At 45.0% G+C, this 16,897-nt stretch carries 21 protein-coding genes and 1 tRNA gene; 4 read left to right on the forward strand and 18 right to left on the reverse strand.

The annotated features are described in order from the left end of the window. Positions 1–126: 126 nt before the first annotated feature. The 4 genes from AB6E52_RS19600 to mutY all read right to left on the reverse strand — a co-directional run bounded on the left by AB6E52_RS19600 (position 127) and on the right by mutY (position 2,871). Positions 127–202 (reverse strand) — tRNA-Phe (locus AB6E52_RS19600). A gap of 103 nt (positions 203–305) precedes the next feature. Further along, positions 306–1,439 (reverse strand): membrane-bound lytic murein transglycosylase MltC, encoded by a 1,134-nt coding sequence (mltC, locus tag AB6E52_RS19605; protein ID WP_017063191.1) that lies wholly within the window; start codon positions 1,437–1,439, stop codon positions 306–308. Positions 1,440–1,508: 69 nt separating this feature from the next. Further along, positions 1,509–1,781, reverse strand: a complete 273-nt coding sequence (locus tag AB6E52_RS19610) for an oxidative damage protection protein (RefSeq protein ID WP_017071943.1) — start codon at positions 1,779–1,781, stop codon at positions 1,509–1,511. Between the two features lie 28 nt (positions 1,782–1,809). Continuing rightward, on the reverse strand, positions 1,810–2,871 hold the full coding sequence (gene mutY, locus AB6E52_RS19615) for an A/G-specific adenine glycosylase (RefSeq protein ID WP_065584120.1): 1,062 nt from the start codon (positions 2,869–2,871) through the stop codon (positions 1,810–1,812). Between the two features lie 165 nt (positions 2,872–3,036). Between mutY and trmB the strand changes: the two genes are divergently transcribed. Further along, positions 3,037–3,756 carry a tRNA (guanosine(46)-N7)-methyltransferase TrmB gene (gene trmB / locus AB6E52_RS19620; RefSeq protein WP_017062250.1) on the forward strand — a complete coding sequence of 240 codons (720 nt, stop codon included), beginning with the start codon at positions 3,037–3,039 and terminating at the stop codon, positions 3,754–3,756. Positions 3,757–4,105: 349 nt separating this feature from the next. Next, on the forward strand, positions 4,106–5,026 hold the full coding sequence (glsB, locus tag AB6E52_RS19625; protein WP_017062249.1) for a glutaminase B: 921 nt from the start codon (positions 4,106–4,108) through the stop codon (positions 5,024–5,026). Between the two features lie 131 nt (positions 5,027–5,157). Here glsB and hemW read toward each other — a convergent pair whose 3' ends face one another. The 7 genes from hemW to AB6E52_RS19660 all read right to left on the reverse strand — a co-directional run bounded on the left by hemW (position 5,158) and on the right by AB6E52_RS19660 (position 10,008). Then, positions 5,158–6,345, reverse strand: a complete 1,188-nt coding sequence (hemW, locus tag AB6E52_RS19630; RefSeq protein ID WP_102321469.1) for a radical SAM family heme chaperone HemW — start codon at positions 6,343–6,345, stop codon at positions 5,158–5,160. After that, positions 6,345–6,944, reverse strand: coding sequence for an XTP/dITP diphosphatase (locus AB6E52_RS19635; RefSeq protein ID WP_017062247.1), 600 nt, complete (start codon positions 6,942–6,944; stop codon positions 6,345–6,347). Before AB6E52_RS19635 ends, hemW begins: the two co-directional genes overlap by 1 nt. 48 nt (positions 6,945–6,992) lie before the next feature. Next, positions 6,993–7,424 carry a DUF4426 domain-containing protein gene (locus AB6E52_RS19640; protein ID WP_017062246.1) on the reverse strand — a complete coding sequence of 144 codons (432 nt, stop codon included), beginning with the start codon at positions 7,422–7,424 and terminating at the stop codon, positions 6,993–6,995. Between the two features lie 28 nt (positions 7,425–7,452). Next, on the reverse strand, positions 7,453–7,743 hold the full coding sequence (gene yggU, locus AB6E52_RS19645) for a DUF167 family protein YggU (protein ID WP_017062245.1): 291 nt from the start codon (positions 7,741–7,743) through the stop codon (positions 7,453–7,455). Between the two features lie 29 nt (positions 7,744–7,772). After that, positions 7,773–8,330, reverse strand: coding sequence for a YggT family protein (locus tag AB6E52_RS19650; RefSeq protein WP_102321470.1), 558 nt, complete (start codon positions 8,328–8,330; stop codon positions 7,773–7,775). 76 nt (positions 8,331–8,406) lie between these two features. Beyond that, the gene (gene proC / locus AB6E52_RS19655) at positions 8,407–9,225 is read right to left on the reverse strand and encodes a pyrroline-5-carboxylate reductase (RefSeq protein ID WP_102321471.1); all 819 of its coding nucleotides are present in this window, start codon (positions 9,223–9,225) and stop codon (positions 8,407–8,409) included. A gap of 78 nt (positions 9,226–9,303) precedes the next feature. Then, positions 9,304–10,008, reverse strand: coding sequence for a YggS family pyridoxal phosphate-dependent enzyme (locus tag AB6E52_RS19660; protein WP_017062243.1), 705 nt, complete (start codon positions 10,006–10,008; stop codon positions 9,304–9,306). Between the two features lie 26 nt (positions 10,009–10,034). On the opposite strand from AB6E52_RS19660, the gene AB6E52_RS19665 reads away from it, so the two are divergent. Together AB6E52_RS19665 and AB6E52_RS19670 are read left to right on the forward strand one after the other, a co-directional pair. Further along, a complete protein-coding gene (locus AB6E52_RS19665; protein ID WP_017062242.1) occupies positions 10,035–11,072 on the forward strand; it encodes a type IV pilus twitching motility protein PilT in 1,038 nt (345 codons plus the stop codon). Between the two features lie 14 nt (positions 11,073–11,086). Beyond that, the gene (locus AB6E52_RS19670) at positions 11,087–12,196 is read left to right on the forward strand and encodes a PilT/PilU family type 4a pilus ATPase (RefSeq protein ID WP_055319637.1); all 1,110 of its coding nucleotides are present in this window, start codon (positions 11,087–11,089) and stop codon (positions 12,194–12,196) included. A gap of 69 nt (positions 12,197–12,265) precedes the next feature. Here AB6E52_RS19670 and AB6E52_RS19675 read toward each other — a convergent pair whose 3' ends face one another. The 7 genes from AB6E52_RS19675 to AB6E52_RS19705 form a co-directional block, all read right to left on the reverse strand. Continuing rightward, positions 12,266–12,424: a hypothetical protein gene (locus AB6E52_RS19675; protein ID WP_165886710.1), complete on the reverse strand. Its 159-nt coding sequence runs from the start codon at positions 12,422–12,424 to the stop codon at positions 12,266–12,268. Positions 12,425–12,522: 98 nt separating this feature from the next. Continuing rightward, the gene (ruvX, locus tag AB6E52_RS19680; RefSeq protein ID WP_048659417.1) at positions 12,523–12,945 is read right to left on the reverse strand and encodes a Holliday junction resolvase RuvX; all 423 of its coding nucleotides are present in this window, start codon (positions 12,943–12,945) and stop codon (positions 12,523–12,525) included. A gap of 55 nt (positions 12,946–13,000) precedes the next feature. Then, entirely contained in the window at positions 13,001–13,564 is a 564-nt protein-coding gene (locus AB6E52_RS19685) for a YqgE/AlgH family protein (RefSeq protein WP_048611435.1), read from the reverse strand. 104 nt (positions 13,565–13,668) lie between these two features. After that, positions 13,669–14,619 (reverse strand): glutathione synthase, encoded by a 951-nt coding sequence (gene gshB / locus AB6E52_RS19690; RefSeq protein WP_019822368.1) that lies wholly within the window; start codon positions 14,617–14,619, stop codon positions 13,669–13,671. A gap of 9 nt (positions 14,620–14,628) precedes the next feature. Then, on the reverse strand, positions 14,629–15,360 hold the full coding sequence (gene rsmE, locus AB6E52_RS19695; RefSeq protein WP_055319636.1) for a 16S rRNA (uracil(1498)-N(3))-methyltransferase: 732 nt from the start codon (positions 15,358–15,360) through the stop codon (positions 14,629–14,631). Between the two features lie 152 nt (positions 15,361–15,512). Continuing rightward, positions 15,513–16,244 carry an endonuclease gene (locus AB6E52_RS19700; RefSeq protein WP_102321472.1) on the reverse strand — a complete coding sequence of 244 codons (732 nt, stop codon included), beginning with the start codon at positions 16,242–16,244 and terminating at the stop codon, positions 15,513–15,515. Between the two features lie 151 nt (positions 16,245–16,395). Then, positions 16,396–16,896: a SprT family zinc-dependent metalloprotease gene (locus AB6E52_RS19705; protein ID WP_102321473.1), complete on the reverse strand. Its 501-nt coding sequence runs from the start codon at positions 16,894–16,896 to the stop codon at positions 16,396–16,398. Between the last annotated feature and the right edge of the window lies 1 nt (position 16,897).

The raw sequence follows: 16,897 nt of genomic DNA on the forward strand, positions 1-16,897 counted from the left end.
TGGTGACCTACTGATTACAAGTCAGTTGCTCTACCTACTGAGCTAAGTCGGCACACTAAATTCTTTATGCTTTTGTCCGTGTTGTTACTCCCTGTTAAAGAGTGTTGACACCAACAAATCAAATTGTGGTGCCCGGAGGCGGAATCGAACCACCGACACGAGGATTTTCAATCCTCTGCTCTACCGACTGAGCTATCCGGGCAACGGAGCGCTATTAAACGGATTTTCTGCATAACCGTCAACTCCTTTTTTGAAAATAATTAAAAAAACCGTTCGTTCGTTGTTTTTTTATTCAAAAGTGAGGGTTATGTTTTACCTTGGTTAAATTCTTTTTTGAATTGCGTTACTTTTTCGAGGTATCGGCGCGACTCTTTATTTGGATGCTTCTTGGTAAGCGCCCAGTAGGCTTGGCTCGGTTGCAGCGAGTTTAAGTCTTGCATTGCTCGCTTTCTGTCCTTACTGAAGGTATTGAGTACGCCACCAGTACCGCCGTTATAGGCTGAAATCATACTGTATTCAAGCGTTAATGGGTTTTTTACGTCTTTCAAATAACGATTTTTAAGGATGTAAAAGTATGCGGTGCCAGCATCAATGTTGTTTTCTGGATTGAATAAGTACTCAGGGCTTGGTTCACCAGGTTTCTTTTTGACGTGTTCAAATACATCTCGACCAGCGGTTTTAGGTACCACCTGCATAAGACCATAAGCATTAGCCCAGCTTACGGCGTACGGGTTGAAGCTACTCTCTGTCTTGATGATAGCGTAGATTAAATCTTCAGGGATGTCATAACGCTGAGACGCTCGTCGAACGATGTCGGCATATTGATAACTACGCTGGCTAGCGTGGTCGGCCACCATTGGGATTTCAACGTAGTAGGCTTTTTTAAAGTCGACTTCTTTGGTTTTTAGGTTATTCGCGATCAGGTAATCCGCAAACTGGTTCGCTCGCCAAGTCCATTGAATGGGCTTTTTTTCTTGGTCTACGACCTGATTATAGAGGAAAGGTTTGCCTTCTAGCTTGATGCTTTTAGAAGAGAATAGATCGACATGCGCCGGATCATCTGGCGTCAAAAGGGTCGTCATGATCGCATTTTTGAGGTGTTTTTTCGGTTCGGTAGAGGAAACCGTTTCCACCGTTATCAGGCCTTGGCTAAAATTCACTTCTGAACGACTTAAGTAATTATCTATGTATTTCACATAGTTACTCTTACCTGCTATCTTGATTTCACTGCTACCCCAACGTTTTTGAATGTTGCCTGAAAAGCTATCTATTAATGAATCTAGCGCCCCGGTATCTTTTTCAAATTGTCCGGGTAGCTCAGCTAAATTCTTCACAAACCGGTTGGTTGGCTCGTAATTGACATCATAAATGCTTTCGACAAATTCACGGCTGCAGCCAGTTAATAACATGGCTGTTAGGAAGTAACTTAGCTTTTTCATAGTTCCTCATACAAAAATGACATCGCAGCGTTAACCATGATGTCATTAAAAATTGCTTAAATAAATGTCTTATTCGCTTGGTGGAGTATAGCCATCAATTACGACATCTTTACCTTCAAAAAGGAAGCTAACCATCTCAGTTTCAAGAAGTTTACGATGCTCAGGATCCATCATGTTTAGCTTCTTTTCATTGATAAGCATAGTTTGCTTGCTTTGCCATTGTCCCCAAGCTTCTTTAGACACGTTGTCAAAGATACGCTTACCTAAGTCACCTGGGTAAAGTTGAAAATCTAGGCCTTCAGCATCTTTTTGAAGGCGAGCACAAAATACAGTGCGGCTCATAGTGGTTCCTCTTATCGCGTTCGTTGATTCAAACGTCGTCGTTCAGTTCAAAGGGTAGGCTCTCAATAAGCTGCTTTACAGGAGCGGCTAGGCCAATTTCTTCCGGTTTTGATAAGTTATACCAGAGACCTTTAGCCCCTTCCATTATCAAATCTGGTTGTTTATCTAATTTCACTAATACTGGCGTGATATCTAAGTGGTAGTGGCTGAAAGTGTGTCTAAACGCAATCATGGTCTTGATCGAATTGGTTTGAGTGTCTTTGATCGAACGAAGATCTAGTTGATGTTCGATCTCTGCGTTTTCATTTTGAGGGAAACAAAACAATCCGCCCCAGATACCAGATTGAGGGCGCTGTTCGAGCCACACTTGGTTGTCGTGATACAGAATCACAAACCATGTGTCTTTTACTGGCTTTTCTTTCTTAGGCTTTTTGCCAGGGAAGTCGAGCTGTCTATCGAGCTTCTTGGCCTCACACATGCTTTCAATCGGGCACAAGGTGCACTTAGGCTTGCTACGGGTACAAACCATGGCACCCATGTCCATCATTGCTTGGTTGTACTTATCGACATCTTTGTTCGGAGTATGTGCTTCGGCGTGTTCCCAAAGCTGGTTTTCGACTTTCTTTTGCCCCGGCCAACCTTCAACGGCAAAACTTCTCGCAAGCGTTCGTTTTACATTGCCATCAAGAATCGCATGAGGAAGTTTATGAACCGATGATAAGACGGCTGCTGCTGTTGAGCGACCAATCCCCGGTAGCGCGTTCATCTCTTCGATAGACAGCGGAAATTCACCACCATATTGCTCAGCAACGATCTTGGCTGCTTTATGTAGATTGCGAGCTCGTGCGTAATAACCAAGCCCTGTCCATAAGTGGAGTACCTCATCTTGTTCGGCGTTCGCTAGGTCGATAACCGTTGGAAAGCGTTCTAAGAAGCGTTGGTAGTATGGAATCACCGTAGCAACCTGAGTCTGCTGAAGCATGATTTCAGATAGCCAAACGGTGTAGGCGGTTTTGTTTTGTTGCCAAGGCAATTCTTTACGCCCGTAGGCGTCATACCACTTTAATATGGCGGTTGCGAAAGGAGTCACGACATGCTCTATGCTTTGCTATTATTAGAAGAGAAATTGCACCACACTTAACGTTGGATGTAAAACAGACAAATTGTGTGGGAATTTATCCACGGAAAGACTTGCACCGGAGGCAATTCTTTGGATAATCCCCGCTTTGATTAATCAATGTGCAGGCAAAAATCAATGAGTGAAGTGACCACTAACGAATATACTGAAGACGGCAAACTGGTTCGTAAGATCCGTAGCTTTGTTCGCCGCGAAGGCCGCTTAACAAAAGGCCAAGAGAACGCGATGAATGAATGTTGGCCAACAATGGGTATCGACTACAACCCAGAGCTTCTTAACTGGAAAGAAGTATTTGGCAACGATAACCCGGTTGTACTAGAGATTGGCTTCGGTATGGGTGCATCACTGGTTGAAATGGCAAAGAACGCACCTGAGAAAAACTTCTTAGGTATTGAAGTTCATAGCCCGGGTGTTGGTGCGTGTTTAGGTACAGCTCGCGATGCTGGCGTAACTAACCTGCGTGTAATGTGTCACGATGCTGTAGAAGTATTTGAACACATGATCCCAGATAGCAGCCTGCATACTCTGCAACTGTTCTTCCCTGACCCATGGCACAAAGCTCGTCACCATAAACGTCGTATCGTTAAGGCTGAGTTTGCAGAGATGGTTCGCGGCAAGCTTCAACTTGATACTGGTGTTTTCCACATGGCAACAGACTGGGAAAACTACGCAGAACATATGATTGAAGTGATGAACGTAGCTCCAGGCTTCGAAAACATCGCTGAAGATGGTGATTACATCCCTCGTCCGGATGAGCGCCCGCTAACTAAGTTTGAAGCTCGTGGCCACCGTTTAGGTCATGGTGTTTGGGACATTAAGTTCAAGCGTACTAAGTAACTTCGAATCAAATTAAGTGAAGGGTAATCCGACTTAGGGTTTAACCCCTACACTTTATGGGATTGATTAAAGCCAACATTATTGTAATGTTGGCTTTTTTGTCCTTAGGCTTTTATTTCAGTAAAGGCTTAACGACAGAAAGTAATACCAATCACAGTAAGTAAGTGATCAGAAATAGCGTAGGAAAAAGGCTTGAGAACAAGGCAGCATTTTTCGATAAGTAGTTACTCTACAATCAAAAATTCTAACGCAGTTATCGAGCATTTTAACAAGCTAGAGTGAGCAGTTATTTACTACGATTGGTATATGTTACACCCCTACAAAAATAACAATATAGAAGTAAGCGCACATGAAACCAACTCAAGCTATTTTGGCCGAGATCTTAGACGAAGTTCGTCCTTTAATTGGACAGGGAAAGGTCGCTGATTATATCCCTGCACTGGCTCGCGTATCGAACCAGAAACTGGCGATCGCGGTATACACCAATGAAGGTGAGGTGATTAAAGCAGGCGATGCTGAAGAAGCATTTTCTGTGCAATCTATTTCTAAAGCCTTGAGCCTGACGCTAGCTATGGTGCTATATAAGCCTGAAGAGATTTGGCAAAGAGTAGGCAAAGAGCCTTCTGGTCAAGCCTTTAACTCGATGATTCAGCTTGAGATGGAGTATGGTATTCCCCGCAACCCGTTCATCAATGCGGGGGCAATTGTCGTTGCAGACCTACTACAAAGCCGCTTGTCTGCGCCTAGGCACCGCTTGTTAGAGTTTGTGCGTCAGTTATCGGGTGATACTCATATTGTGTATGACAAGGTGGTAGCGGCTTCAGAAATGATGCACAGCGATCGTAATGCTGCCATTGCTTATTTGATGCGTTCATTTGGTAATTTTGAGAATGATGTTATCCCAGTTCTGAATAACTACTTCCACGCTTGTGCGCTTAAAATGACGTGTGTGGATTTGGCAAAAACCTTTAGCTATTTAGCAAACAAAGGCGTGTCGGTTCAAACCAAGAAAGAGATCATCACGCCAGTTCAAACCAAGCAGTTGAATGCTTTGCTTGCGACGTGTGGCTTGTACGATGGGGCTGGTGAGTTTGCCTACCGTGTTGGTATGCCAGGAAAATCGGGCGTTGGTGGCGGTATTATTGCTATCGTTCCTGGCGAAATGACGATTGCGGTGTGGTCTCCAGAGCTTGATCCTTCTGGCAACTCGCTCGCAGGTACTAAGGCTCTAGAGTTGCTTTCAGAACGAATTGGTCGTTCTATTTTCTAAGAGAAAGATTCGAGCACGGACGTTGTCCTATAGAACGCTTCGCTCCGAGAGAGGGCTATAAAACAAAAAGGGTTGACCCTAAAGCCAACCCTTACGCAATGCTTCTCGAATCTCGAATCTCGAATCTCGAACTACTCGTCTTCTTCTGCCATAAAGGCTTCTAACAGATCATTGAGAAACAGCTTTCCTTTTTCAGTGATCTGCCAATGAGTGTCGGTTTCGTTCAAGTAGCCTAGCTCTTTTGCCCACTCAATTGTTGGCTGAACAGCGTCAAAACCAAGTCCTGTCGTATCAATGAAATCTTGCTTAGGGCATGCTTCCATCAGCCTGAAACGGTTCATGAAAAACTCGAAAGGGCGATCTTCGTTTGCTACTTCAAATTCATCCGAAATATAAGGCTTCACCATATTCTGGTAAGCCGCCAAATAGCCTCTAGGGTGCTTAACCTTAGTGGTACGAACAATGCGTCCATCTGTAAAGCTCAGCTTGCCATGAGAGCCACAGCCAATACCTAGATAGTCACCAAAGCGCCAGTAGTTGAGGTTATGTTGGCACTGATATCCCGGCTTGCTGTAGCCTGAAATTTCGTACTGCACATACCCTGCGTCTGCGAGCTTCTTATGGCCTAGGTCGAAGATATCCCAAAGGTCATCATCATCAGGCAGCGTTGGTGTTTTGTAATAGAACATGGTGTTAGGTTCTATTGTTAGCTGATACCAAGATAAGTGCGGAGGGTCGAGTTCTATCGCTTTATCCAAATCAGCCAACGCTTGTTCAATACTCTGTTCGGGTAAGCCGTGCATTAAGTCTAAATTGAAACTATTCAATCCAATCTTATGCGCTAAATGAGCAGCATTTACCGCTTCATCTTGACCATGAATACGCCCAAGTCTTTCCAGTTTCTCTTGCTCAAAACTTTGCACACCCACCGAGATTCGAGTAATGCCTGCCTTTTGGTAATCTGCAAAACGCTCAGCTTCGATAGTTCCCGGGTTGGCTTCCATGGTGATTTCTATTTCAGGTTTGAACGGGATGCGCTGTTCAATGCCTTGTAACAATCGGCCAATTCCTTCAGGAGAAAACAGGCTTGGGGTACCGCCACCAATAAAGATCGAATGCAGTGGGCGAGGCATACCATTGAGCTGATATTTTTCGATATCAGTATCGAGATCCTCAAGCAGTGCATCGATGTACTCTTTTTCAGGGATCTCGGCTTTCAGAGCGTGAGAGTTAAAATCACAATACGGACACTTTTGTACACACCATGGGATGTGTACATAGAGGCTAAGTGCGGGTGGTATTAGCGCTGCATTGTGCATTACAGAGCTTGCTCCTTGAGAGTCTTGAATAGTGACGCAAGCGCTTTACCACGGTGTGATAGTTGCTTCTTACGCGAAGATTCAAGCTCTGCTGAGGCGCAGTTATCTTCTGGTACAAAGAACACAGGATCGTAGCCAAAGCCATTCTCACCGTGTTCTTCAGTAAGAATACGACCTTCCCATTTACCGTGACACACTAGAGGTGTTGGATCATTCTCGTGACGCATTAGCACCAACACACAGTGGAAACGCGCAGTACGCTTTTCAGTTTCGACACCTTGCATCGCATCTAATAGTTTTTTGATGTTCTGCTTATCGGTTGCCCCTTCACCTGAGTAACGCGCTGAATAGATACCTGGCGCACCATTTAAGTAATCAACCTCTAAACCTGAGTCGTCAGCAATGGCTGGCAGCCCTGTTTCTTTCGCTGCGTGGCGAGCTTTGATGATGGCATTTTCAATGAAAGTCGTTCCTGTTTCAGCGACTTCTGAAACGTTAAATTCACTTTGCGCGACAACGTCAAAACCAAACTCAGACAGAATATCTGCCATCTCGCGAACTTTACCTTGGTTGCCTGTTGCTAAAACAATCTTACTCATGGGAATGTAGCTCTAAATAAGTTAATAAATGAAAAGTAAGGTTTGAGCTTACTCTTCTATATAGAATTTCTGTGTGAAACGCAGTGGACCAGTGCCTTTTAGGCCTGCGTTCACATCGATGTCGAAGGTGATGTTTTCTTCGTGAGTTACGGGGAACTCAGCAAGGTAATAAATCGCATCGCCTTCTTTGATTTCTCGAAACTTCAAAGTACGGGTGTTTCCAACGAGGTTCTTCGCTGTTCCCGTAATTTTAGCCGTTGTCGCAGGCTTGCCTAGAGAAGCCTTGTCTAACACGCTGATGTTGAGGATTGCTGAGTATCCATTTCGCTTAAGTTTGTATTGCTTAGCGACTTGCGAAGTTAAGAACGTGGAATTAAAAGCCGAGTAATGAACCTCGACATCCTTAATATTCTTAAATTGCCCTGCTGAGCTTGGTAAGGCAACAAGAGCGGTGAGTAGTGCTGTTATCCATAAACGCATAATGACTCCAATAAATAGCAAAAAGCCATCATAGGATGGCTTTGACTTCAGTTGGGATTTGGCTTGGCGAGCATATTCGAACTTGCTTGTGCCTACCGAGATCTCCCTTTTCTATCTTAATTTGCCCTTTTGCGACCTTAAACTGTTTCGCAAGGTATTTCGCTAAGTGGGCGTTGGCTTTGCCATCTACTGGTGGAGCAGTTATGGCAATTTTGAGTTCCTCACCATGCAAGCCAACAATCTTGTCTCGGCTTGCTTTGGGTTGGATATAGAGCCTAAGAAGAATATCGTTTTCCTCGGCCCAAACCGCTTTTGGCATCGTCAAAGTACCTGATGTTCGTACTTGAATTATAGCTGATACCAAATAGGACCAATCATGTCGCCCATTAGGAAGTTCGCAAACTGTAGAACAATGAACAGAACCAGAACGCTTAAGTCGAAGCCACCCATATCCGGTAGGATACGGCGGATAGGCATTAGCATTGGCTCAGTCAGTTGATGGAACACGTACTCGATTGGGCTACGGCCTTGGCTAACCCAGCTAAGGATTGCACGGATAAGTAGAACCCAGAAGATCAAACCACCAGCCGCTTTGAGCAAAGATAGTGCACCAAAGATCAGGAAGCTGATATCGAATACAGCTGCGCCGCCAGAGATAATCAGGTTGAGAGCAACGAACTTAAGCACACATAGCACATAAGCAAAAATAACCGTCGCAAGATCTAGGCTGCCGATTGATGGAATAACTCGGCGCAGTGGGGCAACAACTGGTTGTGTCGCTTTTACGATGAATTGTGAGAATGGGTTGTAGAAATCTGCACGTGATGCTTGTAGCCAGATACGCAAGATCACAACCATGATGTAAAGATCAAAAACGGTCGAGATCAGAAAGCTCATCGAGTTCATATTGTTTCCTTTTTCGGATTTACTTGTCGCTTAGATATAACCAGAGCGGCAAAATGCTTGTTTACCTTGATTGGTACTAAAACAGTTTTTCCATCTCTTCAGCTCGAGCAACCGCCGCTTGCATGGCTTTTGCTACGATGTCTGATAGTTGATGTTCGTTAAACGTGCGTAGTGCTTCTGCGGTCGTGCCGCCTTTGGATGTCACTTGTTCACGCAGTGTTGATAATTCAGTATCTTGGTTTGCTACCACCATCTCTGCCGCGCCTAATGCAGACTGCTGCACTAGCTTACGAGCGGTTTCTTGGTCAAAACCTTGCTTGATTGCTTCAGCTTGCATCGCTTCCATAAACAGGAAGAAGTAAGCCGGAGCGCTACCCGCCGCCGCAATGATGTTGTTGATTCCAGATTCTTGTTCAACCCAGCTCACTTCACCTACAGCTTGCATCAGCTGAGATGCAAAGTCTTTATCATTTTGGCTGACCGTTGAATCGGCATAAAGACCGCTCATTCCTTTACCTAGCAGTGATGGCGTGTTTGGCATCACACGAACAAGGTTCAGTTGGCAGTTTAACATCTCATTGAGTCGATTCGCATTAATACCCGCAGCAATGGAGATAACCAGTTTGTTGCTAAAGTCGATGCTTTGTAAGGGTTTACATACATCAGCCATCATCTGTGGTTTCACTGATAACACAACAACGTCTGCTTTTTCAGCTGCGGCAATATTATCGCTGGTGGTATTGATGCCGTATTCTTGTTCTAATGGCAGCCTTCTGGTTTCTGAAGGTGCTGTCGCAGTAATCTTTTGCGCTGGGTAACCACTAGCAACTAAGCCAGCTACAATTGAGCGAACCATGTTTCCCGCCCCAATAAAGGCGATGTTCTTATGTACCATATATAAAATCCTGAGCGTGTCGCTGCGCGGATAAGGCGAAGCGGTATCAATACTTGTACTTGTCGTTACTTACTACGGCTATTTCGCGTAATCACGAGCGCCGAAAATAGCTGTTCCAATACGAACCATTGTGCTGCCAGCCTCAACTGCTGCATCCATATCACCACTCATCCCCATCGAAAGGGTATCAATGTCTGAATACTTCGCGGCTAGCTTGTCTTTAAGCTCTGCCAGTTGAGAAAATGCATTAAGCTGAGATTGATAGTCAGATACGTTTGCAGGAATCGACATCAATCCTCTTAAGGTGAGGTTGGGGAGCGATGAAATCAACTCCGCGAGTGCAAAAACTGTCTCTTCTGAGGTTCCAGATTTGGACTCTTCACCACTGGTGTTTACCTGAATCAACACTTGCAAAGGTGGAAGTTCGCTTGGTCGTTGATCATTAAGCCTTTGTGCGATCTTATCGCGATCGACGGAATGCACCCATTGAAAGCTTTCCGCGATTGGGCGGGTTTTATTGGATTGAATTGGACCAATAAAATGCCACTCTAAATTTAGGTTAGAATGTTGTTCTGAAAAGTGTTTTACTTTATCTACACCTTCTTGAACATAGTTTTCACCAAAGGCAACTTGGCCTCCGAGTGCGGCTTCTAGAATCGCATCAATAGGTTTAGTTTTGCTGACGGCTAAAAGTTGCACGGACTCTGGAGCTCGTCCGCACTTTTGCTCAGCACTACGAATCTGTGAGGTGATTTGTTCGATATTTTGTTGAATACTACTCATAGCTGACTTTACTTAAGGGAAAATAAATGGATATCACTGAGTTACTAGATTTTAGTGTAAAGCATAACGCGTCAGATCTACATCTTTCTGCGGGTGTATCTCCAATGGTACGTATAGATGGTGAAGTAAGGAAGCTTGGAATCCCAGCTTTGAGTCATGCTGATGTGCATCGTTTGGTTTTTGAGATCATGAGCGATTCACAACGCGGCGAGTTTGAAGAAAAACTGGAAGTCGACTTCTCTTTTGAATTACCCAATGTTGGTCGCTTTCGTGTTAATGCGTTTAACCAAGCCCGTGGCTGCTCAGCTGTCTTTCGAACTATCCCTGTCGAAATCCCGACTTTAGATCAGTTAGGTGCACCTGAGATCTTCGAAAGGATTGCTAACTACGAAAAAGGGTTAGTGCTCGTCACTGGTCCAACTGGCTCTGGTAAATCAACGACTCTTGCGGCGATGGTTGATTACGTAAATCGCAACCACAATAAGCATATTCTGACGATTGAAGACCCGATTGAATTCGTTCACACCAACAATAAATGCCTTGTTAATCAGCGTGAGGTCCATCGTGATACTCACAGCTTTAAAGCGGCGCTGCGCAGCGCGTTACGTGAAGACCCAGATGTTATCCTTGTTGGTGAGCTTCGTGACCAAGAGACGATCAGCTTAGCGCTAACCGCAGCGGAAACCGGTCACTTGGTTTTTGGTACCCTACATACCAGCTCTGCAGCAAAAACGATTGACCGTATCATTGATGTTTTCCCTGGTAGCGATAAAGACATGGTGCGTTCAATGCTGTCTGAATCGTTACGATCGGTGATTGCACAGAAGCTGCTAAAACGTGTAGGGGGTGGTCGTGTGGCTTGCCATGAAATCATGATGGCGACACCAGCGATTAGAAACTTGATTCGTGAAGACAAGGTCGCTCAGATGTATTCGATCATTCAAACGGGCGCAGCACATGGCATGCAAACCATGGAGCAAAACGCGAAGCAGCTGATGGCTCAAGGCTTGGTTGACTCGGAAGAGGTTGAGAAAAAAATCGAAATTGAAACCTCAATGTTTTAATCAAGGTGCACATAATGGAATTGAATCAAATCCTTGAGGGAATGCTGTCTCAAAAAGCGTCCGATCTTTATATCACCGTCGATGCGCCTGTCTTGTTCCGTGTCGATGGTGAACTACGACCGCAAGGCGAGAAGCTGAATTCGGTTCAGGTCGCTCAACTACTTGATGCGATGATGGATCAAGACCGACGTGATGAATATCAGCAAACGCGTGAGGCTAATTTTGCCATAGTGCGTGACTTTGGGCGTTTTCGTGTCAGTGCATTCTTTCAACGAGAGCTACCTGGAGCGGTCATTCGACGTATCGAGACTAACATCCCAACCTTTGAGCAATTAAAGCTTCCAGATGTACTGCAGGACCTTTCAATCGCTAAGCGCGGACTTGTGTTGGTGGTTGGGGCGACAGGCTCTGGTAAATCGACCTCAATGGCTGCGATGACTGGTTATCGCAATACCAACCGCTCGGGGCATATCTTGACGGTTGAAGACCCAATTGAATTCGTTCACGAACATAAAAAATGTATCGTGACTCAACGTGAAGTTGGGCTCGACACCGAGAGCTATGAAGTCGCACTTAAGAACTCGTTACGTCAAGCGCCAGACATGATCTTGATTGGCGAAATCCGTAGCCGTGAAACCATGGAATACGCGATGACCTTTGCTGAAACGGGTCACTTGTGTATGGCAACTTTGCACGCCAATAACGCTAACCAAGCGTTAGAACGTATTCTCCACTTGGTACCGAAGGAACAAAAAGAGCAGTTCTTGTTTGATTTGTCGATGAACTTGCGTGGTGTGGTGGCTCAGCAATTAATCAGAGATAAGAATGGCAGCGGTCGCCATGGTGTGTTTGAGATTCTACTCAACAGCCCTCGTGTGTCTGACTTGATTCGTCGTGGTGAACTACATGAACTGAAAGCAACCATGGCAAAATCAAAAGAGATTGGTATGCAGACCTTTGACCAAGCTTTATATGATTTAGTTGTAGCAGGCAAGATCAGCGAAGAGGATGCGTTTCACAGTGCTGACTCTGCTAATGACTTACGTTTGATGCTAAAAACCAGACGTGGCGATGATGACTACGGGACTGGTGCTTTGGCCGGGGTAAAGATAGACATGGGTTAGGTTGAATGCCTAGTGTCTGGTGCCAATAAAAAACCCGCTGAGATGCGGGTTTTTTGTAAAGTGAATAAATTAGTGATTAGCAAAACGGTTGTTGTCGTTCGAGTAGCCACGCTCTTTCTCTAATTTAATTTTAGTTGGATATTGTTCGCCAGTGTAACCCGCTGAACCACCCATTGAACTGCATGCTGAAATGGTTAGAGCGGTGAAGATTGCTAGAAAAATTTTCATTTGAACTCCCACGTTCTGATTTTGAATTGCATCGACATTACGGCGTGAAATTCGTGTGGGATCACAAATTAGTTCAAATTTTGCTCACTTAATTTTCGTTACGAATATTGCGCTTCAAACCAGCTCTCTAAAATGACGACTGCAGACTGGTTATCTACATTGCCTTTACTTAATGCTTTATAGCCACCCATGTCAAAAAGATCGGCTCTTGCTTCTGCAGTCGATAGCCTCTCATCATGCAGTTCAACATCAACACCAAAGCGCCCTTTAAGGCGGTTAGCGAACTTCTTCGCTCTAGGTGTGATGGTGGCTAGATCTTTGCCATGAAGGTCGGTAGGAAGGCCAACCACAATCAGGTTCGGTTGCCACTCCTTAATTTGCTTTTCGATATCGTCCCAGTTAGGAATTCCGTCTTTGGCTTTAAAGGCTTTCAGTGGGCTTGCTGTGCCTGTGATTTCTTGTCCTATCGCACTGCCGATACTTTTTGTACCGTAGTCAAATGCCATAATTGTTCGTGACATGGGGGTTCCAAATTTATCTGTGTTTGAGAGTGTCTGTTTATTTAGCTGATTTGAGCTAGGCGTGACCAGCGTCTGCTGAAAGCTGAGCCGCATTAATGCCTAACATCTGCACGGCGACTTTCCAGCGGTCAGAAATCGGTGTATCGAAGATGACCTTTGGATCGGCTTCAACGGTTAACCATGAGTTCTCGGTAAGTTCGGTTTCCAGTTGTCCCGGTTCCCATCCTGCATACCCAAGTGCGACTAAATAATTCATCGGCTCATCTTCTGTGCCCAACACCATCAAGATATCTTTTGAGGTTGTCACTGAGATTTGATCTGTCATGTTGATGCTGGATTGATAGCTGCCTTTAGGTTTGTGCAAAATAAACCCACGGTCTTCTGCGACCGGCCCACCGTTCAATACTGGCTTATCAAGACTTGCCTGATTCGATTTCGGCTGCTCAGAATCAACCTCAACTTGTTTAAGCATGCTTCCGACAGTGACATCGATAGGAGCGTTGATCATTAAGCCCATCGCACCTTCGTCGTTGTGCTCACAAAGGTAAATTACCGAATTTTGAAAGTAGGGGTCTTTCATTCCGGGCATAGCAACCAGAAAGTGGTTCGTTAAATTCATAGAGCCTCCTGCCAGTGTGTTCCCAGTAAAGGAAAAAGAGCGGCGTGAAGCCGCTCATTGATTCTGTGCCGTTTGCGAATAGCTAAGGCTTTCTTTAGTTTAGGCTATTTAGCGTTAACGCGACGCTCGATTGCGTCCATTAATTTACCTGTTACCGAAATATCAAAAGCAGCTTCAATTTCACGGATACAAGTAGGGCTGGTCACGTTAATTTCTGTCAGCTTGTCGCCGATAACATCCAGTCCGACAAAGATTAAGCCTTTTTCTTTTAGTGAAGGAGCCACTGCTCGTGCAATAGCCCAGTCTGTTTCACTTAATGGACGAGCTTCACCTGTACCGCCAGCGGCTAGGTTGCCGCGTGTTTCGCCTTTAGCTGGAATACGAGCTAGGCAGTAAGGCATTGGCTCACCGTCAACCACAAGAATACGCTTATCACCATTGCTGATGTCAGGAACAAAGGTTTGTGCCATTGCGTAGTTTTGACCATGGTTGGTCAGCGTTTCAATGATCACCGATACGTTTGGATCGCCTTCCTTCACGCGGAAGATAGACGCACCACCCATACCATCAAGTGGTTTTAGGATCACGTCACCATGCTTCTCACGAAACTCTTTAATCTTTTCAGCTTTACGAGTCACGATGGTAGTTGGTGTTAGCTCTGGGAACCAAGCCGTGAACAACTTTTCGTTACAGTCACGTAGGCTTTGTGGCTTGTTTACGATCAGTGCGCCGTTTTCTTCAGCACGCTCAAGAATGTAGGTCGCGTAAATGTATTCAGTATCAAACGGAGGATCTTTACGCATCAATACTGCATCTAAATCAGATAGCGCGATAGTCTGTTCTGACTTGAATTCATACCAACCGTTTGGGTCTTCCTTTAGTTCTACAACCTTAGTGTCAGCAATGGCTACGCCTTGATCTAAGTGTAGATCATCCATTTCCATGTAATGGATTTCGTAACCACGACGCTGAGCTTCAAGCATCATGGCAAAGCTAGAGTCTTTTTTGATGTTAATGGATGAAATTGGATCCATTACGATGCCAAGTTTGATCATTTTTTTCTCCTAGCCTAGATCGCCAAAACGGACTTGTAAGGCAGTAATTGCGGTTAGAGCAGCTGTTTCGGTACGAAGTACACGTGGGCCGAGTAGCGTCTCTTCAAATTTGTATTGCTCTGTCATGCCGATTTCTTCAGCCGACAAGCCACCTTCAGGACCAATCAATAGGCGTACCTTGCTGATAGGTTCTGGAAGGGTGTTAATTGAGTACTTTGCTCGAGGGTGCAGGTTTAGCTTTAGTGCTTCGCTTGGTTCGCTGCACCATTCTTCAAGCTGCATAATTGGACGAATGACTGGAACCGTATTACGGCCACACTGTTCACACGCCGCGATAGCAATCTTTTGCCACTGTGCGAGTTTTTTCTCAAAGCGTTTTGTATCAAGTTTAACGCCACATCGCTCTGAAATTAGAGGGGTAATGGTGTTCACACCAAGCTCAACCGATTTCTGAATGGTGAACTCCATTTTGTCACCACGTGAAATCACTTGGCCTAAATGTAAGTCTAACGGAGATTCGCTGCTGCGCTCGATGCGTTCAGAAACATTAACGGTGACATTTTTCTTTGACACTTCAGTGATTGTCGCTGGAAATTCAGCACCACTGCCATCAAATAGAAGGACTTCTTGGCCTTCTTTCATGCGAAGGACACGACCAACATGACCCGCGGCATCTTCGCCTAAAGCGAGTGAACCTAACTGATGAATGCGTTCTGGGTGATGGATACGAGGGATTCTCATGCTGGTAAACCTATAAATATGTTCATTTGGGTATTTTGTCTCTGCCTAACATGGATGCTTTTGGTTGAAAAAACAAGGGTAGAGCAAGAGTTTCAGGGGCAATTCTGAAACTCTTGTTTGAGATAGTTGGAATGTTGATTGTACGAGTGACGTTATTTACAAGCAGGGTAAACAAATGGGTTGTGATTTCCTTGGATGGCATAGATTCGCTCATCCCGAGTACATTCCCACTTGTCGACAGGAAATTGCTTGTTCCACGCCATCATCAGGTTGGTTTGCTGCTTAGATAGCTTGAAGCCATACTCTTGGCTCATGTAAAGGTAGGTACGCGCGATAGAGCCTTTTGCTCTGTCTGGCGGCATCACCTTACGCTGCTTGAAGTTGACCTGCATTTCGCACTGACCATAGCTCACGCCATCCATTCCATTCCACTGGCTGAAGTTGTAGTTCGAACGGTCACCATTTACTTCACCGATAGCTGGCGTTAGGTTGTGGAGATCGGCTTCCATGGACTTGAATACTTTGTCATTGCGAGTGCAGTTCTTGCGCCCGCCATCTTGCCAGCACTGACGCTGGTGGCCGAATTGCCAAGCTGGAACCACGTGTTCCCACTCAATTCGACTCGCTCGCTTTTGTTGTTTTCGGACTTGATAACCACAGCCGTCAAGGTCGGGAATCCCTTTCTTTTTGTCCTTCCATGTAATGTCACAACCACAATAAAATGAAGTCGGGTGGTCGAGATAAATCTTCACCGCTTCTCTTTTTGCTTTGGAGAATGAGCTCAGTGGTGCGGCGAAAACGCTTTGGGTTACCAGTAGGCCAAATACTATTGATAAGTAAAAAGACACAGGTAGGCCAAATGCTTTGATGGTGAGTTTTTGCATAGAAAAAGACTGATAAAAGTATGATAAACATCAGTCTAGCACTCAAAGGATGAGTTTCTCCATTACATTTCTATCATCAACTTAATCGAGTGTTGCTTTCTGAAATAAAAAGGATGGGGTTACCAAATCGAATAGGTGCGAGTCTAGGACTTTAGCTGAGCTGTGTGCCTGTGAAGGATAAGGTTTGATAGCACAGCTGGCAGCGATAGGTCGATTGATTTCGAAGCACTTTATTGTGTCGTCTGATTGATAATGGGTAAGTGGTGCACTCACATCGATATTCAAAGGTTTTCCCTTGAACTGAAGCTATTTCAAAGCTGTGAGTTGTTTTGGCTGGAACGTTGAATACCTTTTCCATCACGTATTTCCACTCGTTTCCGTGAGGCCTAACACGTCCGAAAACCTGATGCGTGATTAGGTGTGCTAGCTCATGCGGCACAACTTCGTTGATGAAGGCGTCTTCATTTTCAGAAAATAGTACGTGGTTGAGCTTAATTTCGTTGAGCTGAAGGTAGGCCTTTCCCGCTGCTTTACCTCTTAACTTGAAGGTGATAGTTGGGTGTGGAAATTCACGAGAGAAATGTTGATTTGCGATAGCTAGGCACTCGGCCAATTTCTTATTTGCTCGATGTTGTTGCGGGGTGTAAGACAAA

It is taken from the genome of Vibrio sp. 10N.247.311.13 (genome assembly GCF_041467595.1).
Lineage (GTDB): Bacteria > Pseudomonadota > Gammaproteobacteria > Enterobacterales > Vibrionaceae > Vibrio > Vibrio crassostreae_C.